Origin of the sequence: Nocardia sp. NPDC046763, from assembly GCF_040645495.1 — a bacterium.
GTDB lineage: Bacteria > Actinomycetota > Actinomycetes > Mycobacteriales > Mycobacteriaceae > Nocardia.
The window spans coordinates 93,427-118,606 of the sequence record NZ_JBEYYI010000008.1 but is presented as its reverse complement, the minus strand read 5'-3'; the positions used below and the strand labels follow the sequence as shown (position 1 = coordinate 118,606).

At 67.3% G+C, this 25,180-nt stretch carries 29 protein-coding genes; 14 read left to right on the top strand and 15 right to left on the bottom strand.

What is annotated here, in order from left to right; genetic code table 11:
• Nucleotides 1-9: 9 nt before the first annotated feature.
• The 8 genes from ABZ909_RS15715 to ABZ909_RS15680 form a co-directional block, all read right to left on the bottom strand.
• The gene (locus ABZ909_RS15715; RefSeq protein WP_356999526.1) at nt 10-1,284 is read right to left on the bottom strand and encodes a beta-ketoacyl-[acyl-carrier-protein] synthase family protein; all 1,275 of its coding nucleotides are present in this window, start codon (nt 1,282-1,284) and stop codon (nt 10-12) included.
• A complete protein-coding gene (locus ABZ909_RS15710) occupies nt 1,281-1,820 on the bottom strand; it encodes a hypothetical protein (RefSeq protein WP_356999523.1) in 540 nt (179 codons plus the stop codon). The genes ABZ909_RS15715 and ABZ909_RS15710 overlap by 4 nt, the downstream gene beginning before the upstream one ends.
• A complete protein-coding gene (locus ABZ909_RS15705) occupies nt 1,817-3,121 on the bottom strand; it encodes a beta-ketoacyl-[acyl-carrier-protein] synthase family protein (RefSeq protein WP_356999521.1) in 1,305 nt (434 codons plus the stop codon). The genes ABZ909_RS15710 and ABZ909_RS15705 overlap by 4 nt, the downstream gene beginning before the upstream one ends.
• A complete protein-coding gene (locus tag ABZ909_RS15700; RefSeq protein ID WP_356999518.1) occupies nt 3,121-3,570 on the bottom strand; it encodes a hypothetical protein in 450 nt (149 codons plus the stop codon). The genes ABZ909_RS15705 and ABZ909_RS15700 overlap by 1 nt, the downstream gene beginning before the upstream one ends.
• 21 nt (nt 3,571-3,591) lie before the next feature.
• Nucleotides 3,592-4,371 carry a 3-oxoacyl-ACP reductase family protein gene (locus tag ABZ909_RS15695; protein ID WP_356999516.1) on the bottom strand — a complete coding sequence of 260 codons (780 nt, stop codon included), beginning with the start codon at nt 4,369-4,371 and terminating at the stop codon, nt 3,592-3,594.
• The gene (locus ABZ909_RS15690) at nt 4,371-4,796 is read right to left on the bottom strand and encodes an acyl carrier protein (protein ID WP_356999514.1); all 426 of its coding nucleotides are present in this window, start codon (nt 4,794-4,796) and stop codon (nt 4,371-4,373) included. The genes ABZ909_RS15695 and ABZ909_RS15690 overlap by 1 nt, the downstream gene beginning before the upstream one ends.
• 101 nt (nt 4,797-4,897) lie before the next feature.
• A complete protein-coding gene (fabD, locus tag ABZ909_RS15685; protein ID WP_356999511.1) occupies nt 4,898-5,830 on the bottom strand; it encodes an ACP S-malonyltransferase in 933 nt (310 codons plus the stop codon).
• A gap of 241 nt (nt 5,831-6,071) precedes the next feature.
• Entirely contained in the window at nt 6,072-6,668 is a 597-nt protein-coding gene (locus tag ABZ909_RS15680) for a helix-turn-helix domain-containing protein (RefSeq protein ID WP_356999509.1), read from the bottom strand.
• 274 nt (nt 6,669-6,942) lie between these two features.
• On the opposite strand from ABZ909_RS15680, the gene ABZ909_RS15675 reads away from it, so the two are divergent.
• On the top strand, nt 6,943-7,794 hold the full coding sequence (locus ABZ909_RS15675; RefSeq protein WP_356999506.1) for a BTAD domain-containing putative transcriptional regulator: 852 nt from the start codon (nt 6,943-6,945) through the stop codon (nt 7,792-7,794).
• A gap of 25 nt (nt 7,795-7,819) precedes the next feature.
• On the opposite strand, the gene ABZ909_RS15670 is transcribed toward ABZ909_RS15675, so the two are convergent.
• Nucleotides 7,820-8,551, bottom strand: a complete 732-nt coding sequence (locus ABZ909_RS15670) for an IclR family transcriptional regulator (RefSeq protein ID WP_356999962.1) — start codon at nt 8,549-8,551, stop codon at nt 7,820-7,822.
• Between the two features lie 199 nt (nt 8,552-8,750).
• Here ABZ909_RS15670 and ABZ909_RS15665 point away from each other — a divergent pair, with 199 nt between their 5' ends.
• From ABZ909_RS15665 to ABZ909_RS15640, 6 genes are all read left to right on the top strand, one after another.
• Entirely contained in the window at nt 8,751-9,572 is an 822-nt protein-coding gene (locus ABZ909_RS15665) for a fumarylacetoacetate hydrolase family protein (protein WP_356999503.1), read from the top strand.
• 5 nt (nt 9,573-9,577) lie between these two features.
• The gene (locus tag ABZ909_RS15660; protein ID WP_356999501.1) at nt 9,578-10,561 is read left to right on the top strand and encodes an acetaldehyde dehydrogenase (acetylating); all 984 of its coding nucleotides are present in this window, start codon (nt 9,578-9,580) and stop codon (nt 10,559-10,561) included.
• Entirely contained in the window at nt 10,558-11,583 is a 1,026-nt protein-coding gene (dmpG, locus tag ABZ909_RS15655; protein WP_356999499.1) for a 4-hydroxy-2-oxovalerate aldolase, read from the top strand. The genes ABZ909_RS15660 and dmpG overlap by 4 nt, the downstream gene beginning before the upstream one ends.
• A 169-nt stretch (nt 11,584-11,752) precedes the next feature.
• On the top strand, nt 11,753-12,370 hold the full coding sequence (locus ABZ909_RS15650) for a TetR family transcriptional regulator (RefSeq protein WP_356999496.1): 618 nt from the start codon (nt 11,753-11,755) through the stop codon (nt 12,368-12,370).
• A 304-nt stretch (nt 12,371-12,674) separates the two neighbouring features.
• A complete protein-coding gene (locus ABZ909_RS15645; RefSeq protein ID WP_356999493.1) occupies nt 12,675-14,393 on the top strand; it encodes a CocE/NonD family hydrolase in 1,719 nt (572 codons plus the stop codon).
• Nucleotides 14,394-14,454: 61 nt separating this feature from the next.
• On the top strand, nt 14,455-14,889 hold the full coding sequence (locus tag ABZ909_RS15640; protein WP_356999490.1) for a DUF6069 family protein: 435 nt from the start codon (nt 14,455-14,457) through the stop codon (nt 14,887-14,889).
• 201 nt (nt 14,890-15,090) lie between these two features.
• Here the strand turns inward: ABZ909_RS15640 and ABZ909_RS15635 are convergent, their stop codons facing one another.
• Complete coding sequence (locus ABZ909_RS15635) at nt 15,091-15,486, bottom strand: YciI family protein (RefSeq protein ID WP_356999487.1); 396 nt, start codon at nt 15,484-15,486, stop codon at nt 15,091-15,093.
• Between the two features lie 192 nt (nt 15,487-15,678).
• Here ABZ909_RS15635 and ABZ909_RS15630 point away from each other — a divergent pair, with 192 nt between their 5' ends.
• Genes ABZ909_RS15630 through ABZ909_RS15620 form a run of 3 tightly spaced genes read left to right on the top strand, consistent with a single transcriptional unit; the run spans nt 15,679 to nt 18,023 of the window.
• The gene (locus ABZ909_RS15630; protein ID WP_356999485.1) at nt 15,679-16,221 is read left to right on the top strand and encodes a VOC family protein; all 543 of its coding nucleotides are present in this window, start codon (nt 15,679-15,681) and stop codon (nt 16,219-16,221) included.
• A 38-nt stretch (nt 16,222-16,259) separates the two neighbouring features.
• A complete protein-coding gene (locus tag ABZ909_RS15625) occupies nt 16,260-17,168 on the top strand; it encodes a VOC family protein (protein ID WP_356999482.1) in 909 nt (302 codons plus the stop codon).
• A gap of 3 nt (nt 17,169-17,171) precedes the next feature.
• Entirely contained in the window at nt 17,172-18,023 is an 852-nt protein-coding gene (locus ABZ909_RS15620) for an alpha/beta hydrolase (RefSeq protein WP_356999480.1), read from the top strand.
• A gap of 45 nt (nt 18,024-18,068) precedes the next feature.
• On the opposite strand, the gene ABZ909_RS15615 is transcribed toward ABZ909_RS15620, so the two are convergent.
• Nucleotides 18,069-18,812: a GntR family transcriptional regulator gene (locus tag ABZ909_RS15615; protein WP_356999477.1), complete on the bottom strand. Its 744-nt coding sequence runs from the start codon at nt 18,810-18,812 to the stop codon at nt 18,069-18,071.
• A gap of 130 nt (nt 18,813-18,942) precedes the next feature.
• On the opposite strand from ABZ909_RS15615, the gene ABZ909_RS15610 reads away from it, so the two are divergent.
• Together ABZ909_RS15610 and ABZ909_RS15605 are read left to right on the top strand one after the other, a co-directional pair.
• A complete protein-coding gene (locus ABZ909_RS15610; RefSeq protein ID WP_356999474.1) occupies nt 18,943-19,845 on the top strand; it encodes an NAD(P)-dependent oxidoreductase in 903 nt (300 codons plus the stop codon).
• The gene (locus ABZ909_RS15605; protein WP_356999472.1) at nt 19,842-20,321 is read left to right on the top strand and encodes an SRPBCC family protein; all 480 of its coding nucleotides are present in this window, start codon (nt 19,842-19,844) and stop codon (nt 20,319-20,321) included. Before ABZ909_RS15610 ends, ABZ909_RS15605 begins: the two co-directional genes overlap by 4 nt.
• A gap of 41 nt (nt 20,322-20,362) precedes the next feature.
• Here the strand turns inward: ABZ909_RS15605 and ABZ909_RS15600 are convergent, their stop codons facing one another.
• A complete protein-coding gene (locus ABZ909_RS15600) occupies nt 20,363-21,043 on the bottom strand; it encodes a class II aldolase/adducin family protein (RefSeq protein ID WP_356999470.1) in 681 nt (226 codons plus the stop codon).
• Between the two features lie 164 nt (nt 21,044-21,207).
• Here ABZ909_RS15600 and ABZ909_RS15595 point away from each other — a divergent pair, with 164 nt between their 5' ends.
• Together ABZ909_RS15595 and ABZ909_RS15590 are read left to right on the top strand one after the other, a co-directional pair.
• On the top strand, nt 21,208-21,567 hold the full coding sequence (locus ABZ909_RS15595; RefSeq protein ID WP_356999467.1) for a nuclear transport factor 2 family protein: 360 nt from the start codon (nt 21,208-21,210) through the stop codon (nt 21,565-21,567).
• Complete coding sequence (locus tag ABZ909_RS15590; RefSeq protein WP_356999465.1) at nt 21,564-22,313, top strand: 3-oxoacyl-ACP reductase family protein; 750 nt, start codon at nt 21,564-21,566, stop codon at nt 22,311-22,313. The genes ABZ909_RS15595 and ABZ909_RS15590 overlap by 4 nt, the downstream gene beginning before the upstream one ends.
• 84 nt (nt 22,314-22,397) lie before the next feature.
• Here ABZ909_RS15590 and ABZ909_RS15585 read toward each other — a convergent pair whose 3' ends face one another.
• The 3 genes from ABZ909_RS15585 to ABZ909_RS15575 form a co-directional block, all read right to left on the bottom strand.
• Nucleotides 22,398-23,162: an IclR family transcriptional regulator gene (locus ABZ909_RS15585; RefSeq protein ID WP_356999462.1), complete on the bottom strand. Its 765-nt coding sequence runs from the start codon at nt 23,160-23,162 to the stop codon at nt 22,398-22,400.
• On the bottom strand, nt 23,159-24,049 hold the full coding sequence (locus ABZ909_RS15580) for a fumarylacetoacetate hydrolase family protein (protein ID WP_356999459.1): 891 nt from the start codon (nt 24,047-24,049) through the stop codon (nt 23,159-23,161). Before ABZ909_RS15580 ends, ABZ909_RS15585 begins: the two co-directional genes overlap by 4 nt.
• A gap of 373 nt (nt 24,050-24,422) precedes the next feature.
• Nucleotides 24,423-25,052: a hypothetical protein gene (locus ABZ909_RS15575; RefSeq protein WP_356999456.1), complete on the bottom strand. Its 630-nt coding sequence runs from the start codon at nt 25,050-25,052 to the stop codon at nt 24,423-24,425.
• Nucleotides 25,053-25,180 lie beyond the last annotated feature (128 nt).

Genomic DNA, 25,180 nt, shown 5'->3' with positions numbered 1-25,180 from the left:
TCCTGTCGGTCAGTTCGATGCGGTGAGGGTGAGCGCCACGGCCTGGCCTTCGAGGCCGCGGGCCAGGGCGAGCGCGACCCGCGGATTCGCCTGGCGCGCGGCGCCGGACACGATGTCGAGATCGCAGCCGGGCGCGGGTGTTTCGTGGTTGCCGGTGGCGGGCACGACCCCGGAGTACAGGGACAGTCCCGCGAGCGCGGCATTGAGCGCACCGGCTCCGCCCACCAAGTGACCGGTCTGTGGTTTGACGCTGGTTACCGCGGCCTTGTGGGCTTCGGGACCGAGGGCGGTGCGCAGGGCACGCACCTCGCCGGCATCGCCGAGCGCCGTGGCGCAGCCGTGGGAGAACACGGCGTCCACCGCCGACGCTCCAGCGTCGGACAAGGCCGTCGAGACGGCGCGGGCCAGTCCTTGTCCGTCCCGATCGGAGGCGGGTACGCGCACACAGTCATTGCCCATGCCGTAGCCCGAGAGCTCGGCATAACAGCGCGCGCCGCGTCGCAGCGCCCGATCACGCTCTTCGAGGATCAGGATCGCCGCGCCGTCACCGATGACCGAACCGCTGTGCTCCTTGTCGAAGGGGCGAAAAGCACTGCCGCCCAGGTCGTTGCGCGGCGAGAGCACCCCGAGCCCGTCCAGTTTGGCCATGGCCCACCAATTGGTGGCGTCGTCGTACCCGCCCGCCACCGCGATATCGGCCTCGCCCCGGCGGATCGCCCGCATGGCCCGCCCGATCGCGGTCGCCCCGGAATCCGCCGCGCCCGCGTAGAAGGCATTGGGTCCGCGCAGGCCGAACAGCGAGGAGATGTGGTAGGTCCCGCCGTTCTGCAAACCCTCCACGTATGCCAGCGGCGGCACGATCGAGCGGGCCAGCTCCCCGAGCCGCCGCATGTCCGGTCCGCCGTCCGCGCCGCGGATGGCCTCCATATCGGCGATCGAGTCGTCGCGCTGGCAGATGTCCTTGTTCCCACCGAGATACAGGCCGGTGCGGTGGCCGAGGTCGCGTTCCTCCAGTCCCGCGTCCCGCAGCGCGAGGGTGGCCGCCGCGACGCCGTACTGGTCGCCGCGGGTGGAGGTCCGCATGGAGCGCAGCGACAGGAACCGGCTGGGATCGAAGTCGGGGATCTCCGCGCCGAGCCGGGTGCGCAGCGGCGACGGATCGTAGGCGCGCAGCGGGCCGATGGCGGTGCGCCCGGCCACGATCGCCGACCAGGTGTCGTCCGCACCCTCGCCGAGCGCCGTGACCAGACCGATCCCGGTGATCACGACGCGCCGCGCGTTCACGACTTCGCCTCGGCGGTGCGCCCATTCGCCTTCGCGGTGCTCCCATACGCTTCCGCGGTGCTCTCATACGCTTCCGCAGTGCTCCCATTCGCTTCCGCGACGGGCCCGCGGACCAGGCGCAGGGTGCGGACGGCTGCGACGGTGGCCTCGCCGACCCGAGCGGTGGCCTTCCACCGGGATTCGGCGGGATCCGCGCCGGCACCGGCCGTTTCGACGGTGATGCGCACCTGGTCACCGGGCGTCACGAAGCGCCGGAAGCGCAGCCCCTCGGCGGCCCGCAGCCGCAGCAGCGGATCACCGGCCGCGAGCACGGCCAGCGCGATCATGCTCTCGGTCAGCAGCACGCCGGGCAGGATGGGGCGGCGCGGGAAATGGGTGTCGAAGAACGGCAGGGTGCCGGTCACGTTCAGCAGGGCGTCGGCGCGAATTCCGGGACGCACCTCCAGGATTCGGTCGAATCCCGGTGTGCCGATACCCGCGGTCGGGACTTCGGCGGGCGTCGGGAGTGCGGTGGGCACGGTGTCGGACGCGGTCATGGCAGCTCCTGGGGTGTGCCCACCACGAGGCAGGTATTGGAACCGCCGAACGCGAGGGCATTGATCATGGCCGCGCGCACCGGCATGGCGCGCGCGCGATGGGGGACGTAGTCGAGATCCAGTGCCCGGTCCGGGGTGTCGAGATTCAGGGTGGGTGGCACCACCGCATCCCGGAGCGCGCCCAGTGCCGCCAGCAGATTGAGCGCCGCCGCGGCGGCGGTGAGATGCCCGGTCATGGATTTGGGGGAGGACACCACCAGCCGGTACGCGTCGTCGCCGAAGACCTTCTTGATCGCCCGGGTCTCGGAGATGTCATTGCCCGGCGTGCTGGTGCCGTGCGCCGCGATGTAGTCGATATCGGCGGTGCCCAAGCCGGATTCGCCGAGCGCGGACTCCATGGCCTCGATCGCGCCCGAGCCATCCGGTGGCGAGTCGGTGATGCGCCAGGCGTTCATGGTGGACCCGTACCCGAGCAACTCGCCCAGGATCGGCGCACCGCGATCCAGCGCGGACTCGAGGTCCTCCAGCACGAAGGCCACCGCGCCCTCGCCGATGACGAATCCGCTGCGGTCGGCGTCGAAGGGCCGCGACGCCTCGGCGGGATTGTCGTTGTAGCGGTCGGTCATCGCGCCCAGCAGGCCGAAGCCGAGGATATCCGCCCAGGTGGTGAGCGAGTCGTAGCCGCCCGCCACCATCATGCGGGCGTCGCCCTCCTGGATCAGGCGGAACGCCTCGCCGAGGGCGTGTCCGGATCCCGCGCAGGCGGTGTGGATGCCCACCATGGGCCCGGTCGCGCCGATCAGCCGCACCATGGCATTGAGCGCCATGTTCTGGTTCCCCGTCAGGGTCGCCGACGGTGCGGGCCGCACGAAGGCATCGGGTTTGCCGGTGCGAGAGCGTAATTCGGAAATCTTCAACACGAGATTCAGATCCGGGCGGCCCACGCTCGCGCCCATGGCGACACCGCGGTCCGAGCCGGGATACCGGTCCTCGGTGAGCGGGTCGAGGTGCGCGGACCGCAGCGCCTCGCCGACCGCGGCCAGCCCGAACAGCCCCGGGCGGGACACCCAGCGGCGATCGGCGGCGGACGGGACGGCGGTGGCCGGATCGAACGAGTCGGGGACCAGTCCGGCGATCCGGACCGGGAAGGTGGTGCAGTCGAAGGTGGTCAGCTTCCCGATGGCATTGCGGCCCGCCCGCATTCCGGCCCAGGTGGTCGGTGCGTCCACGCCCAGCGGGGTGACCGCGCCGACGCCGGTCACCGCCACCCGCCGCAGTCCGGCCGCATTGGTGGTACGCATCAGACCAGCTCCTCGCCGAGCAGCTGGCGCGCCATCCGCTCGGTGTCGACCGGATCGTCGAGCCGATCGGCCTGGATGAGGGCGCACATGATGTTGCGGGCGAACAGGATTCGCTCGCCATCCACCTCGATCCAGCCGTCCACCACCGCAGCCTCCGGCGTCGCGTGCACCACCTGTGCGGTCATGCGCAGCACGTCACCGGGCACCGCGTCGCGGTACACGGTCACCTCACCCACGGTGAGCAGCGCGGCCCGGCGGGTGTGCGCCGAACTCAGCAGCACCAGCCAGGCCCCGGCCTGGCACAGCGCCTCCAGCGCCAGGCCGAAGGGCAGCACCGGGCCGGCGGCGGAGGGCTGCCAGACGTTCTCGTAGACCGAGGTGAGTTTGCGAGCGGTGATGTGCTGCAACGGTTCCCAGGACTCGATGCGGTCGATGAGATGAAATCGCATGGCAGTCACTCCTTTTCCGATTCAGCGGGAGACCAGGCGGCCATTGCTGAGCTGCACCGCCAGTCCGCCGTCCACGCGCAGCAACTCGCCGGTCACGTAGTCGGCGGCCGGACCGGCCAGGTAGGCCACCGCCTCGGCGACCTGCTGGACGGTCCCGTAGCGGCGCATGGGGACATGGGTGCGCCCGCGCCCGCCGTCACGCTGCAGCAGGTCACCGATCAGATCGGTCGGGATCACCCCGCCCAGAACGGCATTCACACGGACCCCGAACCGGGCCATCTCCACCGCGCAGGCCAGTGTGAAGGCGTTCATCGCGCCCTTGGAGGTGGAGTAGTTGGACTGCCCGGTGAGCCCCTTCTCGCCCATGATCGACGACACGTTCACGATCGAGCCCTCGCCCTGGGCCATGAGGTGCCCGGCCGCGGCATGGGTGCAGTTGAATGCGCCACCCAGGTTCACCCGGATGACCTCCCACCACACGGCGGGATCCATGTCGTGCAGCAGGCCGTCGCGGGTGATGCCCGCGTTGTTGACCAGAATGTGCAAGCCGCCCAATTGTTCTCGCGTCTGCTCCACCAGATCGCGGGCCGCGCCGCCGTCGGCGACATCGGCCCCGATGGCGACCGCACGCCCGCCGGAGCGCTCGATCTCGGCGACCACCTCGAGGGCCTCGTCCTTGTGGGAGCGGTAATTGACGGCCACGGCCGCGCCGCGACCGGCCAGGGTCAGGGCAACGGCCCGCCCGATGCCCCGGGACGCGCCGGTGACCAGCGCGACCCGGTCGGCGAAGTCGCCGGACATCAGGCGACTGCTTCGGCGTCGGCCGGACCGGCGGCGGCGCGCTGGGCGACCAGGTCCACCAGATTACGCACGGTGACCAGGCCGAGCACCTGCTCACCGCGCAGCGGGCCGGTCAGCTTGGTCCGATCGAACTGCGGCAGCACCTTTTCCAGGTGTGCGAGGCCGATGTCGGAGACGATCTCGTTCTCGTCGCCGAACTCGTCGTCGGGGATGCCGCCCTGCAGCAGCTCCTGGACATCGGCGACGGCGATCTTCACGCCGGTGTCGCGGTGGATGCGGAACAGGATGTCGAGCAGGTCGATGGATTCCGCACCGAGCTCGTCGATGAGGGTGGCGTCGAGGGTCACCTCGGACTGGTCGATGCCCAGGGCGTCGGCGATCGCGTCGATGACGGCGGGAACGAAATCGGTGCTGGTTTCGGGCATGGCTATCTCTTCCTTCGTGGTGGGGACACCGTTGGGTCCCCTGGGGCGCGGGACGCCACAGGGGTGTGGATCGGCTGGGAAATCAGTCGGATTCGGCGGAATCAGGCGTAGGCGGCGATAGCCGCGGCGATGCGGCGGGTGTCCTGGGTACTGCGCACGGTGGCCGCCTCCAGCATGCGGTTGGCGAGCCCGGACAGGACGCGTCCGGGACCGATCTCGAGGTAGTCGGTGCAGCCGAGATCGGCGGCGGCGCCGATCGCCTCGATCCAGCGGACGGGGGCGGTGAGCTGTCGGCGCAGTAGGTCGCGGGCGTCATTTCCACTCGAAATCTTCTGCGCGGTAACGGAACTGATGACATCGATGACGGGGTCGCGGAATTCGGCGCGGTCCAGGTCGGCCGCGAACCGCTCCTCCAGCGAGGCCATGAGCGAGCAATGGAACGGCGCTCCGACCCGCAGCGCGACCAAGGAGCCCGCGCCTTCCTCGCGCAGTAGTTCCACGGCGGCGTCCACCGCCTCCGCCGTGCCGGAGATGACCGACTGATCAGGGGCGTTGTAGTTCGCGAGTTCGACCACGCCGTCCACTCCGGCGCAGATCTCCTCGATCCGCGCTGCGGGCACCCCGGACACGGCCGTCATGGCGCCCGGTATCGCCGCGGCGATACCGGCCATCAGCTCGCCCCGGCGTCGCACCAGGGTCAGCGCGTCGGCGAGATCCAGCACGCCGGCCGCGACCAGCGCGGTGAACTCGCCGAGGCTGTGCCCGGTCACCAGGTCGGGGGAGAAGCCCTCGGCGCGCAGCACCTCGAAGATTGCGAAGGAGGTGGCCAGGATCGCGGGTTGCGCGATCTCGGTGGCCCGCAACTGTTCCGCGTCGCCCTCGGTGCACAGCTTGCCCAGGGGCAGGCCCAGCACCTCGTCGGCGTGCTCGAATACCACCCCCGCCGTGCCGGGATGTGCTCGGATCAGGTGGGCGGCCATGCCCTCGCGCTGGGAACCCTGGCCGGGAAACATGGCGATCACACTGGCGTTCATGATGTCTTCCGAATCCTGCTGGTAGCCACGGCTACTGCGAGACAAATCCCGAACGTCGCTGTTCTCGCCCCGAGTATGTGAATCCCGGCTCGAGCAGTCCTCGAGGAAAACCAAACACGCAGTAACTATCGGAGCGAAGCCTGTTTCTCGGCTGGACGCTGCTCGTGCGATAACTGGACATGGCGCGACGCTAGCCAGGGGCGGTTAGCACCGGGTTAGGGTCAGCGGGCGCGATCGGACCTCAGTCGCAACGGCTTTCGAGATAGAGCCGCAGCACCAGCCGACCCTGACTGACCACCCACTCGTTGCGGGGGGCGTCCCGGTAGGCGTGTTCGATGGTGCCCTCGGCGATCGCGATCGCGACCCCGAACACCCGGGGATCGGTGTGCGCGGGCATCACCCCGGATTTCAGCAGCAGGTGGCCGAACGAGTGCGCGCAGCGGCGCTGATGGAGGGAGACCACGTCGCTGTCGCCGTAGGCGAAGTAGAGCCCGACGAATTCGAGATGCCGCAGGAAGTGGGTGCGATGCACGGCGGCGAACAGGTCGATCGCGTGCAGGATGCTGTCTGCGCGAAGCGTCTCGATCTCCGCCGCGACCCGCTGGTCGATCCGGTGCATGTCGCGGTCGAGTAGCTGGCGGAACACCGCCTCCCGATTGGCGAAGAACTGGTAGAGCGTCGCGATCGGCACGGCGGCGCGCTCGGCGATCGCGCGGGTCGTCACGGCGTCCATGCCGTGCTCGTCCACCAGTTCCCGGGCCGCGTCCAGGATGCGCTCGACACGTTCCCGGCTGCGCGACTGCACAGGTGCGCGTCGGAGGCGCCCTAGCTCAGACACGGGATCATGATCGCAGACGACTCGGCGTGGCGGCAAAACATGAGCGGAACATGACTTTTCGTCGAATCGGCCAGGTAGCGGCGTGAAGCGAACATTACTGTTTCGTGGGTTGCGCGAAGAAGTCTCCCGGCCGAAATAAATTCGCGAAACATCCACTTGCGCAGGCAAGTTGGCCGTGCGAACATAGCCGCCAGCCGGAAATGGGATACGAGATGGATTGTGGCGAAATACATTTGAACATTTCTGCGGTTCGCCCATGACGCAAGGAGTTTCATTGAGAGCATCTGGTGAACGGGCGATCCATGTCAAACTGATGGGCGAGTTCGCCATTTCGGTCTCCGGTGCGGATTGTGTCCGGTGGCGTGCGAGCAAGGCTCGATCACTGTTCGGAGTGCTGCTCGTGAACCGCAACAGCGTCGTGGGCAAGGAGCGGCTACGAGAGTTGTTGTGGCCGGACATCGATGGGCCCAGTACCTCGTTGAAGGTTACGGTGCACGCCCTGCGCAGAACGTTGGATACTCACTTCGGAACCGAACGGCGAGACCTGCACATCGAGTTCCGGGATTTCGGTTACATCATGGACGCGAGTGACGATGTGACCGTCGATTGCCAAGAATTCGAGCGGTATACCGCGGCCGCACGTGAGGCCGCCGCGCGGGGCCTGCGGGAGGACGCGCTGGGCCTGTATCGACGGGCCGCCGCACTGTACTCGGGCGAGTTTCTCGACGGCGAATCCGACAGCTGGGTGATCGAACACCGGCACTGGCTGCGTTCGATGATCCTGGGCGCTTTGAACACGCTGGCCGAATACGCGCTCGAGGCGGGAGAACTCGCCGACGCGGCCGACGCGTGCCGCCGCACGTTGGCCATCGATACCGCGAACGAGGCCGCTTTTCGTCGACTGATGACCATCCACGCCCGGCGCGGGGAGCTGCAGCAGGCGGAACAGTGGTACGCGCTGTGCGCGCAACGTCTGCGGGAGCAGTTCGAAATCGATCCCAACCAGGACACGCGGTCGCTGCGGCATCGCCTGCTCGGCAGCGAATTCCTGGAGGGTCCCCGCCCGGTCCGTGCGGGCCACCGGGTTCGCGACGGCGTCTCGAATCGCATGGGCTCGATCGCCTGACCGCGGATCATCTGGTCGGGGTGGTTCAGGCGGTGGGCGTGCTCAACAGCCGGGCCCGCCGGGTGAGGGTGACGCCGATTCCCTCGGCGGCCGCGCGGACCGATGCCGCGTGGGCCTCCGGATGGAACCGGTGGGACGGGCCCGCCACACTGATCGCCGCCACCACTCGGTCCGCGTCGCGGATCGGGGCGGACACGCACACGAGGCCGGGGGCCGACTCCTCGAATTCGAAGGCCACGCCGTCGGCTGCGATCCGATCGAGCTGTTTGCGTAGCGTGCCCGGCTGGACCATCGTCCGGGGGGTGTAGCGACGAAGCGGCCCCGCCAGTACCTGATCTCGGAGCGCCGCATCGGCGTTGGCCAGCAGCACCTTGCCGATGGCCGTGCAGTGCACCGGCATGCGGCCCCCGATTCGTGACGGAGCGCTGGCCTGCCGGCGCCCGCCGATCTTCGTCAGGTACACGACATCCGTGCCGTCGAGGACGCCCAGATGCACGGTCTCGTGAATACGCGCGTTCAGCTCCTCGAGGAAGGGAATGGCCACCTCGAGCAAACTCCGCTCGACCGACGCGCGCATTCCCAGTTCGAACAGATGCCCGCCGAGCCGATATCCGGTCTTGGTCCGGTCCAGGAGCCGCACCGCCACCATGTCCGACAGGACCCGGTGCAAGGTGCCCTTCGGAATGCGGGTCCTCCGCGCGAGTTCGGCGAGGCTCAACGGGGTGTCGTCGATCGAGAACGCCTCGAGCACCGCCATGGTCTTGCCCAGAACGGTCGAACCGTCCACCACTCGACCGGCAACCGCAGCTGACACCGTCGACCTCCAACCTTCCGGGCCCAGCTCACTCTATCCGGCGGGCGTTCGGCTCAGTGGAACGGATTGCTGGCGGGTGCGTCCTGCCTGCGGCGACAGTGAGATCGCTGTTCCAGCCTTCCTCACGAATCCAGGGTTTCCGATGCCAATACTTCCAAGTCTCGACCGACACTCCGCGGCCGCGGACACCGCCGCGATCGCCGCCGACATGCTCGGCGCGGCTGCCCGCTCCGGCACCCCGTGCGGGCCGGTACGCGATCTGATCGGTGCCGACGACGTGGTCGCGGCATATGCGGTGCAGGAAATGCTGACCGCCGAGCGCATTGCAGCGGGCGCCGAGGTCGTCGGCCGCAAGATCGGCCTGACCTCTCCGGCGGTGCAACGGCAGCTAGGCGTCGATCAACCGGATTTCGGAGTGTTGTTCGACGACATGCACTACCGGCAGGACACGCCCGTGCCGCTGAGCCGGTTGCTCCAACCGAAGGTCGAAGCCGAGGTCGCGTTCGTGCTCTCAGAGGACCTGGTGGACGGCCCGCTCGACGACGAGCAGGTTCGCAGCGCGGTCGGCTACGCGGTAGCCGCGCTCGAGATCGTCGACAGCCGCATCGCGGGCTGGGACATCACGTTCGGCGACACCGTCGCCGACAACGCCTCCAGCGGCCTGTTCGTCCTCGGCTCCGAACGCCGCACTCTCGATACCTTCGACCCCGTTTCGGTGCAGATGCGGATGGCGATCGACGGTGTCCACGTGTCGACCGGAACCGGCGCCGCCTGCCTCGGCGACCCGCTGCACGCTCTGGCCTGGCTGGCACGCACCACCCGCGAGTTCGGTCGGCCACTGCGTGCCGGGCAGATCGTGCTCTCCGGAGCGCTCGGACCGATGGCCCCGATCCAGGGCCCTGCCACCGTCATCGCGCACATCACCGGACTCGGATCGGTGACCGCGAACTTCGTCCAGGAGTGAGAATCATGAACGACAAACCCACCGAGCTGACGGTCGCGGTGATCGGGTCGGGCAACATCGGCACCGATCTCATGATCAAGGTGATCCGGCACTCGGACGTGCTGACGATGGGTGCGATGGTCGGCATCGACCCGGAATCCGACGGACTCGCCCGTGCCCGCCGGTTCGGCGTCCCGACCACGGCCGACGGCGTCGAGGGTCTGCTGAAGCTGCCGAACTTCGACGAGATCGACGTGGTCTTCGACGCGACCTCCGCCAAAGCCCACGCCGCCCACGCCGCGGTGCTCGAACCGCTCGGCAAACGCCTGATCGATCTGACGCCGGCCGCACTCGGCCCGTTCGTCGTACCGGCGGTGAACCTCGACGAACATCGCCACGCGCCCAACGTCAACATGGTCACCTGCGGCGGGCAAGCCACCATCCCGATCGTCGCCGCCGTCTCCCGCGTCGCACCGGTCGCCTACGCCGAGATCGTCGCGTCCATCGCCTCGAAGTCCGCGGGGCCGGGTACCCGCGCCAACATCGACGAGTTCACCGAGACCACCGCCCACGCGATCGAAACTGTCGGTGGCGCCCAGCGTGGCAAGGCCATCATCATCCTCAATCCCGCGGAACCGCCGCTGATCATGCGCGATACGGTGCTGTGCCTGATCACAGCGCCCGATTCCGCCACGCACCGGGCGATTCGCGAATCGGTGGAACAGATGGTCGCGCAAGTGGCGACCTACGTGCCCGGCTACCGCCTCAAGCAACGAGTTCAGATCAGCGCCGTGCCGCAGGATCAACCGGTGCGCACCCTGCTCGGCCCTGACACGGCGGTCGCACCCACCCATCAGGTGACGGTCTTCCTGGAAGTCGAAGGAGCCGCCCACTATCTCCCGGCCTACGCGGGCAACCTCGACATCATGACCTCGGCGGCGGTGCGCTACGCCGAATCCATCGCCGACACGATCGCCGCCGCCCCGGCAGGACAGGAAGCGCTCCGATGACCACCCAGCTGTTCATCCAAGACGTCACACTCCGCGATGGCATGCACGCGGTGCGCCATCGCATCACACCCGACGACGTCGGCCGGATCGTGGCCGCGCTCGACGCGGCGGGTGTCGACGGCATCGAAGTCGCCCACGGCGACGGTCTCGCCGGAGGCAGCTTGAACTACGGGCCCGGGAGCAACACCGACTGGGAATGGATCGAAGCTGCCGCCGCCAATCTCACGAACGCTCGGCTGACGACGCTGCTGCTGCCCGGCATCGGCACCATCGAAGAACTGAAGCACGCCTACCGTCTGGGCGTCCGGTCGGTGCGGGTGGCCACCCACTGCACCGAAGCCGATGTGTCGGCCCAGCACATCGGCACCGCACGGGAACTCGGCATGGACGTCTCCGGATTCCTGATGATGTCGCACATGGTCGAACCGGCTCGCCTCGCCGAACAAGCGAAACTGATGGAATCGTATGGGGCACAGTGCGTTTACGTCACCGACTCCGGTGGCCGACTGACCATGAACGGTGTCCGTGAGCGCGTTCGCGCCTACCGTCAGGCGCTCGATCCGGGCACGGAGATCGGCATCCACGCGCACGAGAACCTGTCCCTGTCGGTGGCCAATTCTGTTGTGGCGGTAGAAGAAGGCGTCACGCGGGTCGATGCCTCGCTCGCCGGACACGGCGCGGGAGCGGGCAACTGCCCGATCGAACCTTTCGTCGCTGTCGCCGACTTGTCCGGCTGGAAGCACAACTGCGATGTGTTCGCTCTGCAGGACGCCGCTGACGACCTGGTGCGGCCGCTGCAGGATCGTCCGGTGCGGGTGGACCGCGAAACCCTCACCCTCGGGTACGCCGGGGTCTACTCGTCCTTCCTGCGCCATGCCGAAACGGCGTCGCGGCGCTATGGCATCGACGTGCGCACGATCCTGCTCGAGGTGGGACGCCGCGGGCTGGTCGGTGGACAAGAGGACCTCATCGTCGACATAGCCCTGGACTTGCTCGCCGCCTCCGACAGGGCGACGGCCTGACGGAGGGGCTGCGCCCTGGCGCAGCGCCATGACCAGGTCTTGCTGGGTGCCCGTTCCGGCTGGTGGTTGCAATTTCACGGTATGCTGAAATATGTTCGAGCAGGTGCTGAAACGGCATCGGCGGGCAATCATGCGCACCCGGAACGGGCAAAAAGGGGGACAGCGGGACATGGCGGCACGAGCGGGAAGAGGTCCGCGTGGCGAACGTGGCGCGCAGGCGGACCGCATCCTGACGGCGGCTCGCAAGTCCTTCGCCGAGCGGGGCTACAACGGGACCTCATTGCGGTCGGTGGCTCAGGCCGCCGATGTCGATCCCACCCTGGTGAACTACTACTTCTCGAACAAGCCGGGACTGCTGAAAGCGGCGCTGGAGCCGCCGGCCGCCTTCGGCGAGCGCATCGCCGAGGCCGCCCAGGTGCCGTTGGAGGAGCGTGGGCGAGCCTTCGTGGAGGCGGCGGTGCGCATGTGGGACGACCCGGCCACCGCGGAGGTCCTGCGCTCGATCGTCCTCGCGGCAAGTCACGAGCCCTTCGCCATGGAGCGCCTCCGCTCCGTCTTCTCCGCGCTCGTCCTGCAGGTCGTGTCGGCGAGTCTTCCCCGCGACGAGGCCGAGGTGCGCGCAAGCCTGGTATCGACGCAGATCGTGGGCTTGGCAATGACACGTTACGTCTGGGGGATCGACCGCATCGCCGACATCCCCACCGAGCAGGTCATCCGCCTGATCGCGCCGACTGTGCAGCACTACCTCACGGGCGCTCTGGGCGAGGACATCCCGGGGAACGCCTGACCACAAGTGGCTGTCCGGGCCGACATCGCCCGTCAGCGCATCGGTTTCCAGCGCACGCCGCCGGTCGTCGGTACTTCGATCCGTCCAGCCCGCTTCGTTGGGTGGACCTGCGAGGACGATGCAGCGGTCCCGGTCCTCGGACTCGGGCTCCCTCGGGCCATTCGCGGAAACGACGCGTACGACAGGTCGCCGCGCTCGGACCTACCATATTTTCACGACATATGGAAATTATGCTTGCCGCTGGCGAGTCGGTGCGCGTACGGTGAGGACAGTTAATTTCAGTACACGTGGAAATGAAGGTGACATGGCTCGATTCAAGGCCGCTGGAGTGGAGCCCGGTCAGCGTCAGCTCAACGGACCACAGACGACCGGTCGTCGGTACCGGAACCTGTCCACGGCCCGCCACGGGACGACCCGCGAGAACAATGTGCCCGTCCCCGTCCGTGACGGCACCCAGCTCCTGGCCGACATTCGCCGGCCCGACGCGGAGGGCAGGTTCCCCGCCCTGATCGCGGCGGCCCCCTATCCCCGCCAGCTCCAGGACCTGGGCGCCCCCGCAGCCATCATCGAGGCCGGTAACAGCGACTTCTGGGTGCCACGCGGGTACGCCCATGTCATCGCCAACCTCCGCGGCACGGTCGGCTCCGGCGGCGTCTACACCTTTTTCGACGAGCAGGAGCGCAAGGATCTGTTCGACCTGGTCGAGTGGGTCGCCGGGCAGCCCTGGTGCGACGGGAACGTAGGCATGATCGGCATCAGCTACTACGCCATGAGCCAGTTGGAGGCGGCCACCCAGCGGCCGCCGCACCTCGAGGCCCTGTTCTCCTTCAATGTCACAGTCCAGGTCCGGGAAGCCGCTTACCACAACGGCCTGTTGAGTGCGGCCTTCTTCACTCCCTGGATCCATGCGCTGGGCGTCCTGTCCGCCCACGGCGACCGCCTCTACCGCAAGGGACTGTCCCGTCTCCTGCGCCGGTTGCTCGCCATCCCTGCCGTTCACCGGCGGTTCAGCCGGAGCGACGCCGTCCAGGTACACCGCCGCCTGGAACAGGTCAGCCGCTTCCGCCACGCCGGCTACCCATGGAACGACCTGCTCGAGGCAGTGGTCACCGATCACCCCACCCGCGATGCGTGGTGGGACGAGCGTGACCTGACCGGATTGCTCGCCAATGTCGACATACCCGTCTACCTCGGCGGCGAGTGGTCCAACGTCCCCCTCCACCTGCCCGGCCTCTTCGAAGCCTGGGACGCCCTCGCCCACAACCCGCACGTGCGCATGGCCATGCTCGGGGCCTACGGCCTGCCCTGGCCGTGGGAAAGCATGCACGTCGAGGCTCTCGCCTGGTTCGACCATTGGCTCAAGGGGGTAGACACCGGCATTCTCGAAGGCCCCGCGATCCGCTACTGGCTGCCCGGGGCCGAAGAGTGGCGCACCGCAGACTCCTGGCCCCCGCCGGCTACCCACACCGCCCTGGCCCTCAATGCCGACGGCTCCCTTACGGCCGGCGAGCGGCCGGGCGCGCTCAGCTACGCCACCGACGGCGCGGAGGCGATGCCCGCACAGCTGAGTTGGACCAGCGACCCTCTTCCCGAAGACATCGAGATGGTCGGCCACCCCGAACTACGGCTCACCGCCACCAGCAGCGCGACGGACACGGCATGGATCCTGCTCCTGCAAGACGTCGGCCCGGACGGCAAGGCCACCGACGTCACCCAGGGCTGGCTGCGGGCCGGCATGCGCCACGTCGACGAGGGCGCGAGTGAGGCGGGGCGGCCCGTCCTCCCGGCGCGCGCGTGGATCCCCGTCCCTGTGGGCGAGCCGGTCGACTACCGCATCCCGCTGGTCGCCAACGCCCGCCTGTTCCAGCGCGGGCACCGCATCCGTCTGATCCTCACCAGCGACGACAACCGCAAGGACTTCCAGCCCATGCTGCTGTTCAGCCACGCACCCGTCGGCATCGAGGGCGTCAACACGGTCCACTCCAGCTCACGCCTGCTCCTTCCGATCCTGGAGGGCGAATGAACGGAATGCCCAGCGCTCCCACCTCGGCAAGACCGTCCCAACCTCTGATCGGGGTGCCCTGATGACCACCCGCCAGGCCGGCCCGAGTCTCCTGCGCTTGGCATCCGCGATCGGCGGCGCTGTCCTGGTCGCAGCCCTGCTGTGGGCCGCAGCCCATAGCCTCGGCGTCGAACTTCGCGTCGACGCCCGCAACGGGCAGCCGGCCCAGGTCGTCGGCCTGCCCCTCGTCGCCGGCAGCACGCTCGTGGTCTCTCTGCTCGCGGCAGCGACACGGAAGTATATGGACCGGTTCACCGACCGGGCCCCGACCGTCTGGATCCGACTGGCCGTCACCGTGTTGCTGGTGTCGCTCGCGCCCATGGCGTACGTCCAGGCATCCGGCAGCGCCAAAGCCACGCTCGCTCTGATGCACCTGGCGGTCGCCGCCGTACTCGTTCCGCTCCTGGCCCGCGGAAGCGGCGATCGGTCCGGAACGCCGAAGGAGCCACCGGCGTAATGCAATGCCATATCACTGTCCACTTCCCGGGTTGGCCGCCGTTGCACTATCGGGCCGACTCCGTGGCAGCGCTCGCTTTTGCGCGGGCAGTGTACGAAATGGGACTGGCGGCAATTCAAATCGATCAGGATATGCGAGAAGCATTGCAGCCCATGCCTTGTCAGCGGCTCTGGCGATGAACGGGCTGTATGCCCGACTCGCTCACTGCCATTCGTACGTACCGCGACCGAGTGACAGGCGCATCGAGACGCTGCCCTCGTTGAGGCGCCACCTATGCACAACGAAGGTTCGCAGACCCGCCGTGACGAAGGGATCCGCTGACGCAATGTCGGTTGCCTCGTCCTCGTCGGAGGCGCGCAAGACCGTGACGCCCGATCCCGGACCGGCGCCGGGACCGCTGACGAGGGGGCCCGACAGGAAGACGAGGTGGCGTTCCTCGAGGTCCAGCAGCCAGGCGATGTGCGCCGCGGCGAGGGCGGCGATGTCCTCGGTGGTCGTCCCGTCCACGGGGGTCGAAGTCACCATCCAGTAGTCCCGGCCCAGCAGCCGTGTGAGATCCGGGGCGTCCGGATCGGAGGCGGGAGGCAAGGAGTTCATCCGAGAACTGTATGCAATTTGAGCCCAGTGTCAACATCCGGAGAAGCCTTGACAGCAAAAGTGCATACACATTACGGTCAGAAATGGCGAACAGGAGTGGCGCCACCTGCGGACTCCTCGGCCGAGCCATTCGAGGCCCAATTCATCGACCACCACATGACCGGCCACCACCCACGGAAAGGAAGGTTCACCATGCCGATCGCTGAACTCGGTCATTTCGGAGTTTTCTGCAATGACCTGGAGACCAGTACCGCGTTCTACCGCGATGTCCTCGGACTGACCGTCACCGACGAGGATCTGAATCTGGGCATGCGGTTCTTCAGTGCCCGACCGAATTTCGAGCACCACGAATTCCAGCTCGTCGAAGGCCGGACCGTGGGGCGTGCCGACGAGGACACCAAGCTCATTCAGCAGGTCTCGTTCCGGGTCAATCATCTGACCGAGCTGCTCGAGATGCACCGCAGATTCATCGAGCACAATGTCGACTTCGACATGATCGTGACGCACGGCAACGCGTTCGGAATCTACTTCTTCGATCCCGAGGGCAACCGGTGCGAGGTGTACTGGCAGACCGGGCTGCCCGCCCGCCAGCCATTCCTGGCGGCGATCGACCTCACCGAACCGATCGAAAAGCTGCTGGCCGACAACGCGTCGCTGGTCGCTCGGTACGGGGAGACCGGCTACTTGCAGCCGGGGCTGGTGAAGAACCTCATCCCGGACGCGATCGACTCCTGACAGCCCACGTTCGGCAAGGTCCACAGGAGAGGAAACCCATGATCACGCTGACTGACATCGCCTACGTGCGGTCAGGAGTCGCGGATCTCAGGACCGCCGTCGACTTCGCGACTCGCATCGTCGGTCTCGAGCTCGCCGGCGAGACCGAACCGGGCGTCGCGCACCTGCGCGCCGACTCCCGCCACCACTGTCTCGCTCTGGTCGAGGGAGTATCGGGGGTCCTGGCCTCCGGGTTCACCGTCGCCGACTCGGATGCGTTGCAGGCGGCCGAGGGCGAGCTCGAGCGGGCCGGTTTCGCTGTGCGGCGAGGGTCGAAGCAAGAGGCTCGTTCGCGGCGCGTGGCCGAGTTCATCGGCTTCGACGACCCTTTCGGCAATCGCATCGAGCTGGTCAGTCAGCAGGAGACGATCACCCGCCCGGTTGCTTTCACTCGGCCGGCCGGCATCACGGAGTTCGGGCATCTCTGCCTCGACGCCCCGGATGTGCACGAGGCGTACCGGTTCTGGAACGGGCATTTCAACGCCCGCGTATCGGATTGGATCGGCAACGCCGCGTGCCTGATGCGGATCGATCCCGTGCACCACAAGCTCGCCGTATTCCAGGGTGAGAGCGCTGGCCTGTGCCACATGAACTTCCAGGTCGAGTCCATCGACGACGTGTTCCGCTCCTGGCACTTCCTGCAGGAGCACGACGTCCAGATCGAAATGGGTCCTGGTCGCCACCCGCAGTCGACAGCCGTGTTCCTTTACTTTCTCGGCCCCGAGGGTTTCACCTACGAGTACTCGTACGGGGTGCGTCGCATCGAGGATGACGCGGCCTGGCGACCACGCACGTTCGATCCGGACGAACCGGGTTCGATCGATATGTGGCTGGGCCCCGTCAAGCGGGTCTCGACGCAGCGTCCGGCCTCGATGACCGGAACCGATTCCACCCCGACGAGGAGCTAGCAAGTGACTGTCACCAGCGTTCAGCCGACCCCATCGATCCGCGAGATCGATGGGGTACACACCGCCGTCATCGACACCGGGGAACCCCGCGGCGAGAGCGTTCAGCCGCCATTGCTACTCCTGCATGGATCCGGTCCTGGTGTCAGCGCCGCGGCAAACTGGCGTCCCGTGCTGCCGTCCCTGTCGCAGACCCGGCGAGTCATCGCCCCCGACCAGTTGGGCTTCGGTGACACAGCCACCGGTGAGCCGCGAACGTGGGGTCGGCAGGCGTGGACCCGGCACGCGCTCGCGCTGATGGACGAGCTCGGCATCGAGACCTTCGACATCATCGGCAACTCGATGGGCGGGGCAATCGCCCTTTCGCTCGCGGCCGAGCGCCCTCGAGCCGTTCGTCGCCTCGTCCTCATGGGCTCGATGGGTGTCGCGATGGCGCTACCGCAAGGGTTGGACACGGTGTGGAGTTATCGGCCGGGAATGGAGAACATGCGCGAGATCATCGGGCTGTTCGCCTATGACCGGGGGCTGATCACCGATCAGCTGGTCGAGATGCGGTACGGGGCAAGTGCCGCGCCCGCCGTCGCGAAATCCTGGGAAGCGATGTTCCCCGAACCGCGTCAACGCTGGGTCGATGACCTGGCCCTGTCCGGTGCCGAGTTGACCCGGGTGGCGCAGCCGACCCTCATGATCCACGGGCGGGACGATCGGGTCGTGCCTTGGAAGGAATCGTCCGGGGCGTTGCTGGAAATCCTTCCGGACGTCCGGCTGCACGTACTGGGCAACTGCGGCCACTGGACCATGATCGAGAAGACCGCCGAGTTCCTCGGCGTCGTGGAACCGTTCCTATCCGAGGCCTGACCTGGCGCAGACCCCCGTGAAACGCGGGGTCTCGGCCGCCCACAGTCAGTTCGGAATGCCGACCATCTCCAGTGCCAACGGCACGGCGGTCGGCTGGTAGTCGGGCGAGGTGTCGCTCAATACTTTGAGGGCGGTGTGGGCCAGGTGACTGGCCATGCGGGTCTGGGCCGCGGCCTTGGTTCCCGCCTCGAGTGCAGACAGGATCTGCGCGTGCTCGCGATCACCGGCCTCGTGCCAGCTGTTCGGCTCGCCACCCTGGTAGATCCGGATGTATCGGACGCACCGGTCGGCCAGCTGACGCAACTGCTTCTGCATGGTGTCGCTGGCGCCGCAGGTGATGGTGCGATGGAACGCCGAGTGGATGACGAACCAGCGCTCGGTCTCGCCGGCCTCCGCAGCCGCTCGCATGGCCACCAGCTGCTCAGCCGCCTGCTGCCGGGCGTCGGCGTCGAAGTTGCCCACGGTCATGGCCACGGCCAGCGACTCGAGCACGACTCGGCTCGCATAGATTTCGTCGAGCTCGCGGGGGTCGAGTATGGAGACGCGGGTGCGCTGGTTCGGTTCGATCTGGACCAGGCCCTCCTCCTGCAGCATCCGCAGCACCTCGCGCAACGGCGTGCGGCTGATGCCGAGCTGCTCGGCCAGCGACACTTGCGAGAGCTTCGTCCCGGGTCGCAGCGTGCCGTCGAGAATCCGCTCGCGCAGGTAGGCGTGCACATGCGGGATTGCCTGGCGTGCCTCGGGCAGCTCCACCTTCGTGATGTGAGGGACAAGCACTTTGCGACTCATGGTCCCAGCCTAAGCGATGTGTATACATATTCCTTCTCTTTCGCGAGTCGGTCGAGTAAAGTGCATACAGTATTGGGGGCGGCCATGTCTGCGAAGCCGCCCCATCTCCCGCACGAAAACCCATGAGGACGTGACGAATGTGAGAACTATCGGGGTGATCGGCCTGGGCAAGATGGGCCTGCCGATCGCTGAGAACCTGCTGGGCCGCGGCTTCGATGTCGTCGGGTACCGGCGCAGCACCGAATGTCCCGAGCTCGAGGCCGCGGGTGGCGCTGTCGCGGCGTCGCCGGCGGAACTGGCCGCCTCATGTGAGGTCATTGTGTCGATCCTGCCGACCGCGGACGACGTCGAGCACGTCATCTGCGGGCCCGAGGGAACGCTGTCGACGCTGCGCCCCGGGGCGGTCCACCTCGAGATGAGCACGATCCCGGTCCTGAGAAAACTCGGACTGATGCGTCAGCTCGAGCGAGCCGGGGCCACCATGCTCGACTGCCCGATCAGTGGTAGTCCCGGAATGGTCGGCCCGCGTCTGGCCACCGTCTTCGCCTCCGGAGCAGCCGAGGCGATCGATCGAGTGGCGGATGTCCTGGACGCCATCTCGGGGCCCTGGGTCAGAACCGGTGACTTCGGCACCGGCACTCACCTGAAGTACATCTCCTCGATGCTCGTCGCAACCCATACGGTCGCGGCGGCGGAAGCGATCGTGCTGGCCCGCCGCGACAACTTGGACCTGGACATGGTCCAGCACACCCTGGAGACGTCCATCGCGGGCTCGGCGCTGCTCGAGCGGCGAGGTCCCCTCATGGCACACCGCTCATGGCTGCCGGCCCCCGGGCCCGTCGCGACATTGCACGAGATCCTCGACCAGGTCGAGGTGCACCTGCGCGATCTCGGCGAGCGCCGGCCGGTGTTCGAGGCGGCCAAAGCGGTGTTCGACCAGGCCATGGCCGATGGCTGGGGTGAGCTCGATATAGCCAGCGTGCACGACCAAATCTCCACCGAAGACGCTCTCGCACAAGGAGTCACCGAATGATCTACGTCACCCACCGCCTCCCGGTCAACGAGCCGGGCGAGCCCACTCTCGATCGGACTGCCGTGTGGCAGGGACTGGTCATGAAGGCCAACAACGCGCTGCCCTTCGTGCCCATCATGACGCACTGCGAGGTCACCGCTCGCTTCGACGACGAGACCTTCGAGCGTGAGATCGAGGCGTTCGGTGACCGCTACATCGAGCGGATCGCCCTGCAGCCCCAGCGACGGGTGGTGTTCACACGCCTCGCGGGTCCGGTCCTCGGCACGATCACCAATGACATCGAGGAGGACGGGGGAGACCTGTTTCTCCGGTTCAGCTTCGCACTGGTGCTCGACGGCGCCCAGAGCGGTTCTCTCGAGGAGTCGGCGTATGCCGACGAGACCACGGCCCATTACGTAGCGGCCGTCGGCGCCACGCTCAACGCCATGCGTCGCGTAGCACGCGGAGAGGCGCCGGCCGTGTTGCCCGCGACCTGACGTCCCCTCGACCGACTCGTCCCCGACCGGTGGGCCCGGGCTCAGCGAGCCGGGCCCACCGCTGCCGTTTTGCGCAGCAGGTGCGCGCCCAGCCGGGGCAGCAACTCCGGCTTGACGGCCTGCCAAGAGCGGATTTCCTCTGCCGACAGGGGCGCGGCGGGTTCGCCCCTCGTCTGGAGCCAGACGGTGCATGCTGCCGCCAGCACCGACATGGTGGCCACCGCCGTGGCCGGGTCGCTGCCCATCGCGATCGCACCGTTGCCACGCAGAATCATCGCGTCCGCCGACCCCATCGCCTCGGCGAGGCTGCGGCCGCGGTCGGCGTCGCGGACCAGCAGGGCGGACGGATACACCGGAATGGAGTCGCCGAGCCAGCACGCCTGACCATGTGTCGGGGCGACACGGTCGGTGCGCATGCCGACGGCCAGCGACGCTGCGGGCTGTGCGCGAGCGATCGCTCCGGTCGCCGGGTAACGCCGGTAGAGGGCCAGATGGGCCCATGCTTCGGCCGGGCAGCCGGATGGCAGCGCCGTGGCGGTCAACGGGACGCGGAGGCAGTCCGAAGTCGCGACGGTCGCCAAATCGGCCGCAGGGGTGATGACCATGTGGTCGACGTCCCTGGCTGACACGTGCCCGAACGCGTCGACGAGCCCCAACGCGGCCAAGGCTCGCGCGGCGTCGACAACGTGGATATCGAGGGACCGGGTGGTGGGGGAGCGCATAGGAGGTAACTGTATGCACTCGGAGGTGGCGGCACCACGCTGGAAGCGAATGTCGATGGCCCTGCCGACGACTCGTTCCGCTAGGTGAAATCCGCGAACATCCAACGTGACCGGCGTCACTATCGAGAGTCAATGTGTATGCACTTCTACTGGAAGGATCCACCATGACCAGCGCTTTGACTGCCGCAGCATTACAGGCGGTCGACACTCTCGACGCCGAGGGCTTTGCCGAGTTCTTCGCACCCGACGGCAGGCTCACCTTCGGCAATATCCCCGCTCTGGAGGGCCGCAATGCGGTCGCGGCGGGCTGTGCCGGCTTCTTCGGCACGATCGCTGGGATGCATCACGACATCGTCAACGAGTGGGTCGTGGGCAACGACACGATCGTCGAACTCACGGTCACGTACACGCGTAAGGATGGCCGGAAGGTCTCGATCCCGGTGGTGTCGATCTGGACCGTCGGCGAGGGCGGCCTGATCGACGAATACCGGGTCTTGTTCGACTTGGCGCCGGTGTTCGCATGACCGCGCGCAACGTGAAGGGACGCGTCGCGGTCGTCACCGGGGGCGCTGCCGGCATCGGGCAGGCGTTCGCCGAGCGACTGGCGCAGGACGGACATATGGTTGCCGTCGCCGACGTCGGACCTGCGGACGAGACCGTGCGCCTGATCGAGAAGGCCGGCGGCCGGGGGTTCGCTGCCCGTTGCGACGTATCGTCGCCCGAGTCCGTGCACGCGTTCGCCGCCGAGGTCGAGGTCGAGCTCGGGCCGGTGGACGTCCTGGTGAACAATGCGGGTATCTACCCGGCCACCGCTTTCATCGGGATGAGCTGGGCGGAATGGCAGCGGGTGCTGGGCGTGAACCTCAACTCGTTGTTCCTGCTGGGGCAGGCTTTCGTTCCTTGTATGGTCCAGCGGGGCTGGGGTCGCGTCATCAGCGTCTCCTCGACCACCTTCCATTCCGGGATCGGACTCAACACGCACTACACCGCGAGCAAGGGTGGGGTGATCGGGTTCTCCCGGTCCCTCGCGGCCGAGGTCGGAGCGCACGGGGTCACGGTGAACACGATCGCCCCGGGTCTGGTGCGAACGGCCACCACCGAGAGCGGCCCGCAAGCGGCATGGTTCGATGCGCTCGCCCAGCAGCAGGCGATCAAACGCACCCAGGAGCCCCATGACCTGGTCGGGGCACTGTCGTTTCTGGCTTCGGACGACGCGGCCTTCGTTACCGGCCAGACCTTGGTTGTCGACGGCGGATGGATGCGGGCATGAAGCACGTGTGAGGCCCGGCCGTCCCGTCTCGGTACGGCCTGCTTTCGGGCCCGCCCATCGCGGAGATGGGTGGGCCACGAGGGATCAGATGAGGTTCTCCGCGATCGCGGTCGCGGTTGCCATGGCGTCGGGCACGAGATCGACGAGGTGCCGGCGGCTCGAGCTCGCCGACGGGCACGCCAGCACGACCGCGGCGATGACCTTGCCCGACCGGGTGGTGACCGGGACGCCGACGGCGTTCACACACTGCTCGCTTTCCTCGAGGCTGAGGGCATAACCCTTCCGGCGGACGACACCGAGCTCACGACGTAGCGTGACAAGATCGCGCATCGAGCCATCGCGCATCCGGACATAGCGGTTGGGGTAGAGCGCGACCAGTTCGATGTCCGGAAGCTGGGCCAGGAGTACCTTGCCACCCGATGTGGTGTGCGCGGGGAGTAGGAGTCCGACGCGACTGCCGACTCGGAGCGCGCGGTTGCTCTCCACGCCATCGATGAAGCGGCAGCCGTTGCCCTGCAACGTCACCAGAAAAGTTGTGTTGCCTACCTTGCGCGATAGCGCCGCCAGATAGGGGCGGGCCAGGACGCCCACGTCGTGCGGCGGCTCGGCGCCCGACGGTAACTGCGCCAGCCGAGGTCCGGGCAGGTAGGCGCGTTTCCGGTCCTGTTCAGCGAACTCATGTCGCTTGAGGGTGGATAACAGCCGGTGTGCGGTAGGGGGCGTCACCGACAACAGCTGGGCGGCGTCGGCCACTCGCAACCGGCCGTGTTCGCGGAGCGCGATGAGGAGTGTGAGGACGTTCTCGGCCGAGGAGACCGACTCGTGCGACGACGTTGTCGCCGTGGTCATGACGCGACCATTTTGTTCTCCAGCCGGCCGATACCGTCGATCTCGGTGACGACCAGGTCGCCGACGTGCAGGAAGGTCTTGTGTGGCATGCCCACCCCGGCCGGCGTTCCGGTCAGGATGACGTCACCCGGCTCGAGTGTCAGAACGCGGCTTGCGGCGGCGATCAGCCGTGGCACCGTGATCACCATGTCGGCGGTGGATGCTTCCTGTTTGATCTCCCCGTTGACGGTCAGTCGAATTGTGAGGTCGTGCGGGTCGCCGATCTGCCAGCTGGGGACGATTCCGGGCCCCAGCGGGCACGATCCGTCGAATGCCTTGTGCTGGAACCAGTCCCAGCCGAATGGCGGGAGGACCGCATCCTTCCTCGGGAACCGTCCGCGTGCGGACAGGTCGTTGGCGATGGTGTAGCCCGCGACGTGCTCGAGGGCTGTTCGCTCGTCGATATCGCGCCCGCCCGTGCCGATGACGACGGCCAACTCGGCCTCCCAGTCGACGTCGGCGCTGTCCGGCAGCCGGACGTCGTCGTGCGCACTCACCACCGTCGTTGTCGGTGGCTTGAGGAAGAAGAACGGCTCGCCGTCGGGGTCCGGGCGCTGGGTGCCCATCTCCTGTGCGTGTCCGTAGTAGTTCGCGCCGGCGCAGAGGATCTTGCGGGGGTAGGTGAGGGGGGCGACCAGCTCGGCGTCCGGCGCGACCTCGAGGGCCGAGAGCTGGAGATTCTGGAGCGGTGGCGTGAACTCCTCCCACCGGTCGAAGACTTCCAGGAGGGTGCGACCGGACAGCGGCTTCGGCGCTCGACCGACTTTGCCGTCGGCGAGCACGCCAATGCTCGGCTCGGCTCGGTTGTTCTCGACGAATTGGACGAGACACCAACGCTGCGGCGACATGGAAACCCCTTAGGAATCGGTTAGCTCCCTAAAGTGCACACACTTTTGTGGAGGTTGTCAAGGTCGCTCGCTCGGCGGGCCGGCCATTCCGGAGGCCGAAATTTGCTCAGCAATCACTGCCCTTCCTGACGTGTAGGACAAGGATGACAGGTTTCCCTCGTCCAGGTCGGCCGTCAGTGCCGTAAGAGTCACCGTCCGGTCCGAAGTGGCCTGGGTGCACCGATGAACCACCCCGAAATCCATCCCGCCGGAATACTCTGGTGGGCAACGCAATTCAAAAGCGATTGAGGAATATTCCTTGCTGTACCGCTCGACCCGTGATACCTCCGCCCAATTCGAAAGGCCCGGTCCATCAGGACCGGGCCTTTCGAGTTCAGAGGGTGCCGTTTTCGATGTCGCGTTTCAGGGCGGCCTGGTACGCCTGGTGGGATGAGACGCCGTTGTCGACGGTGAAGTTGATGAGCAGCGGGTTCGCGATGAAGGTGAGGTGCTCGTTCACCGTGGTGGTGCCGTTGCCGTTGTCGACGAAGGTGATCTTCTGATGGGTGATGATGCCGGGCGAGTCATAGCTGTCGGTCAGGTAGTAGTGATCGGCCGGGTAGAGGCGTTGTTCGGCCTGGGTTTTCGCGGGGTAGTCGACCGAGCCCATCGGGATGTTCTCCAGCGCGGTGAAATCGATGGTCTCGGTGACGCCGTCGGTGCAGGTGCGATGCACGATGATGTCCTGGAGGAACGGGTGCCGCCCGATGTCGTTGCGCAGGTTCGAGTACACCGTCCATACCTTGGCGATCGGCGCATTGATGGTAATCGGCAGATCGACCGTCCGCGACGACGTGCCGGACGACGGACTCTTCTGCTCGGCCTGATACGTGGCCCAGCCGGTTTGCCAGCCGGCGGTATAGGCGTTCGGGGTGTCGGTACAGGTCGGTGCGGAATCCGCCTGCGCTACCGGTGAACTCGCCGCGAACGACAGAGCCATTGCGCATCCCACAAGATATTTCACGGGCGGACTGTAACGTGTTCTCGCGCCCCTTCGCGAGGCGGTCCCGAATTCGAGACCGAACCGTATGAATTGTGCTGTGCGGCGCGCCTACCAGCAATGCACGGTTCGAATGACTGTCCGGCCGGCTG

Coding starts and splice junctions, on each gene's coding strand:
- ABZ909_RS15585 (WP_356999462.1), bottom strand. CDS start 23,162: ATGACCACGGCGACAACGTCGTCGCACGAGTCGGTCTCCTCGGCCGAG.
- ABZ909_RS15605 (WP_356999472.1), top strand. CDS start 19,842: ATGATCTACGTCACCCACCGCCTCCCGGTCAACGAGCCGGGCGAGCCC.
- ABZ909_RS15700 (WP_356999518.1), bottom strand. CDS start 3,570: ATGCGATTTCATCTCATCGACCGCATCGAGTCCTGGGAACCGTTGCAG.
- ABZ909_RS15630 (WP_356999485.1), top strand. CDS start 15,679: ATGCCGATCGCTGAACTCGGTCATTTCGGAGTTTTCTGCAATGACCTG.
- ABZ909_RS15640 (WP_356999490.1), top strand. CDS start 14,455: ATGACCACCCGCCAGGCCGGCCCGAGTCTCCTGCGCTTGGCATCCGCG.
- ABZ909_RS15665 (WP_356999503.1), top strand. CDS start 8,751: ATGCCAATACTTCCAAGTCTCGACCGACACTCCGCGGCCGCGGACACC.
- dmpG (WP_356999499.1), top strand. CDS start 10,558: ATGACCACCCAGCTGTTCATCCAAGACGTCACACTCCGCGATGGCATG.
- ABZ909_RS15590 (WP_356999465.1), top strand. CDS start 21,564: ATGACCGCGCGCAACGTGAAGGGACGCGTCGCGGTCGTCACCGGGGGC.
- ABZ909_RS15705 (WP_356999521.1), bottom strand. CDS start 3,121: ATGCGTACCACCAATGCGGCCGGACTGCGGCGGGTGGCGGTGACCGGC.
- ABZ909_RS15670 (WP_356999962.1), bottom strand. CDS start 8,551: ATGGCGGTGCTCGAGGCGTTCTCGATCGACGACACCCCGTTGAGCCTC.
- ABZ909_RS15650 (WP_356999496.1), top strand. CDS start 11,753: ATGGCGGCACGAGCGGGAAGAGGTCCGCGTGGCGAACGTGGCGCGCAG.
- ABZ909_RS15580 (WP_356999459.1), bottom strand. CDS start 24,049: ATGTCGCCGCAGCGTTGGTGTCTCGTCCAATTCGTCGAGAACAACCGA.
- ABZ909_RS15660 (WP_356999501.1), top strand. CDS start 9,578: ATGAACGACAAACCCACCGAGCTGACGGTCGCGGTGATCGGGTCGGGC.
- ABZ909_RS15625 (WP_356999482.1), top strand. CDS start 16,260: ATGATCACGCTGACTGACATCGCCTACGTGCGGTCAGGAGTCGCGGAT.
- ABZ909_RS15615 (WP_356999477.1), bottom strand. CDS start 18,812: ATGAGTCGCAAAGTGCTTGTCCCTCACATCACGAAGGTGGAGCTGCCC.
- ABZ909_RS15710 (WP_356999523.1), bottom strand. CDS start 1,820: ATGACCGCGTCCGACACCGTGCCCACCGCACTCCCGACGCCCGCCGAA.
- ABZ909_RS15645 (WP_356999493.1), top strand. CDS start 12,675: ATGGCTCGATTCAAGGCCGCTGGAGTGGAGCCCGGTCAGCGTCAGCTC.
- ABZ909_RS15690 (WP_356999514.1), bottom strand. CDS start 4,796: ATGCCCGAAACCAGCACCGATTTCGTTCCCGCCGTCATCGACGCGATC.
- ABZ909_RS15635 (WP_356999487.1), bottom strand. CDS start 15,486: ATGAACTCCTTGCCTCCCGCCTCCGATCCGGACGCCCCGGATCTCACA.
- ABZ909_RS15595 (WP_356999467.1), top strand. CDS start 21,208: ATGACCAGCGCTTTGACTGCCGCAGCATTACAGGCGGTCGACACTCTC.
- ABZ909_RS15695 (WP_356999516.1), bottom strand. CDS start 4,371: ATGTCCGGCGACTTCGCCGACCGGGTCGCGCTGGTCACCGGCGCGTCC.
- ABZ909_RS15600 (WP_356999470.1), bottom strand. CDS start 21,043: ATGCGCTCCCCCACCACCCGGTCCCTCGATATCCACGTTGTCGACGCC.
- fabD (WP_356999511.1), bottom strand. CDS start 5,830: ATGAACGCCAGTGTGATCGCCATGTTTCCCGGCCAGGGTTCCCAGCGC.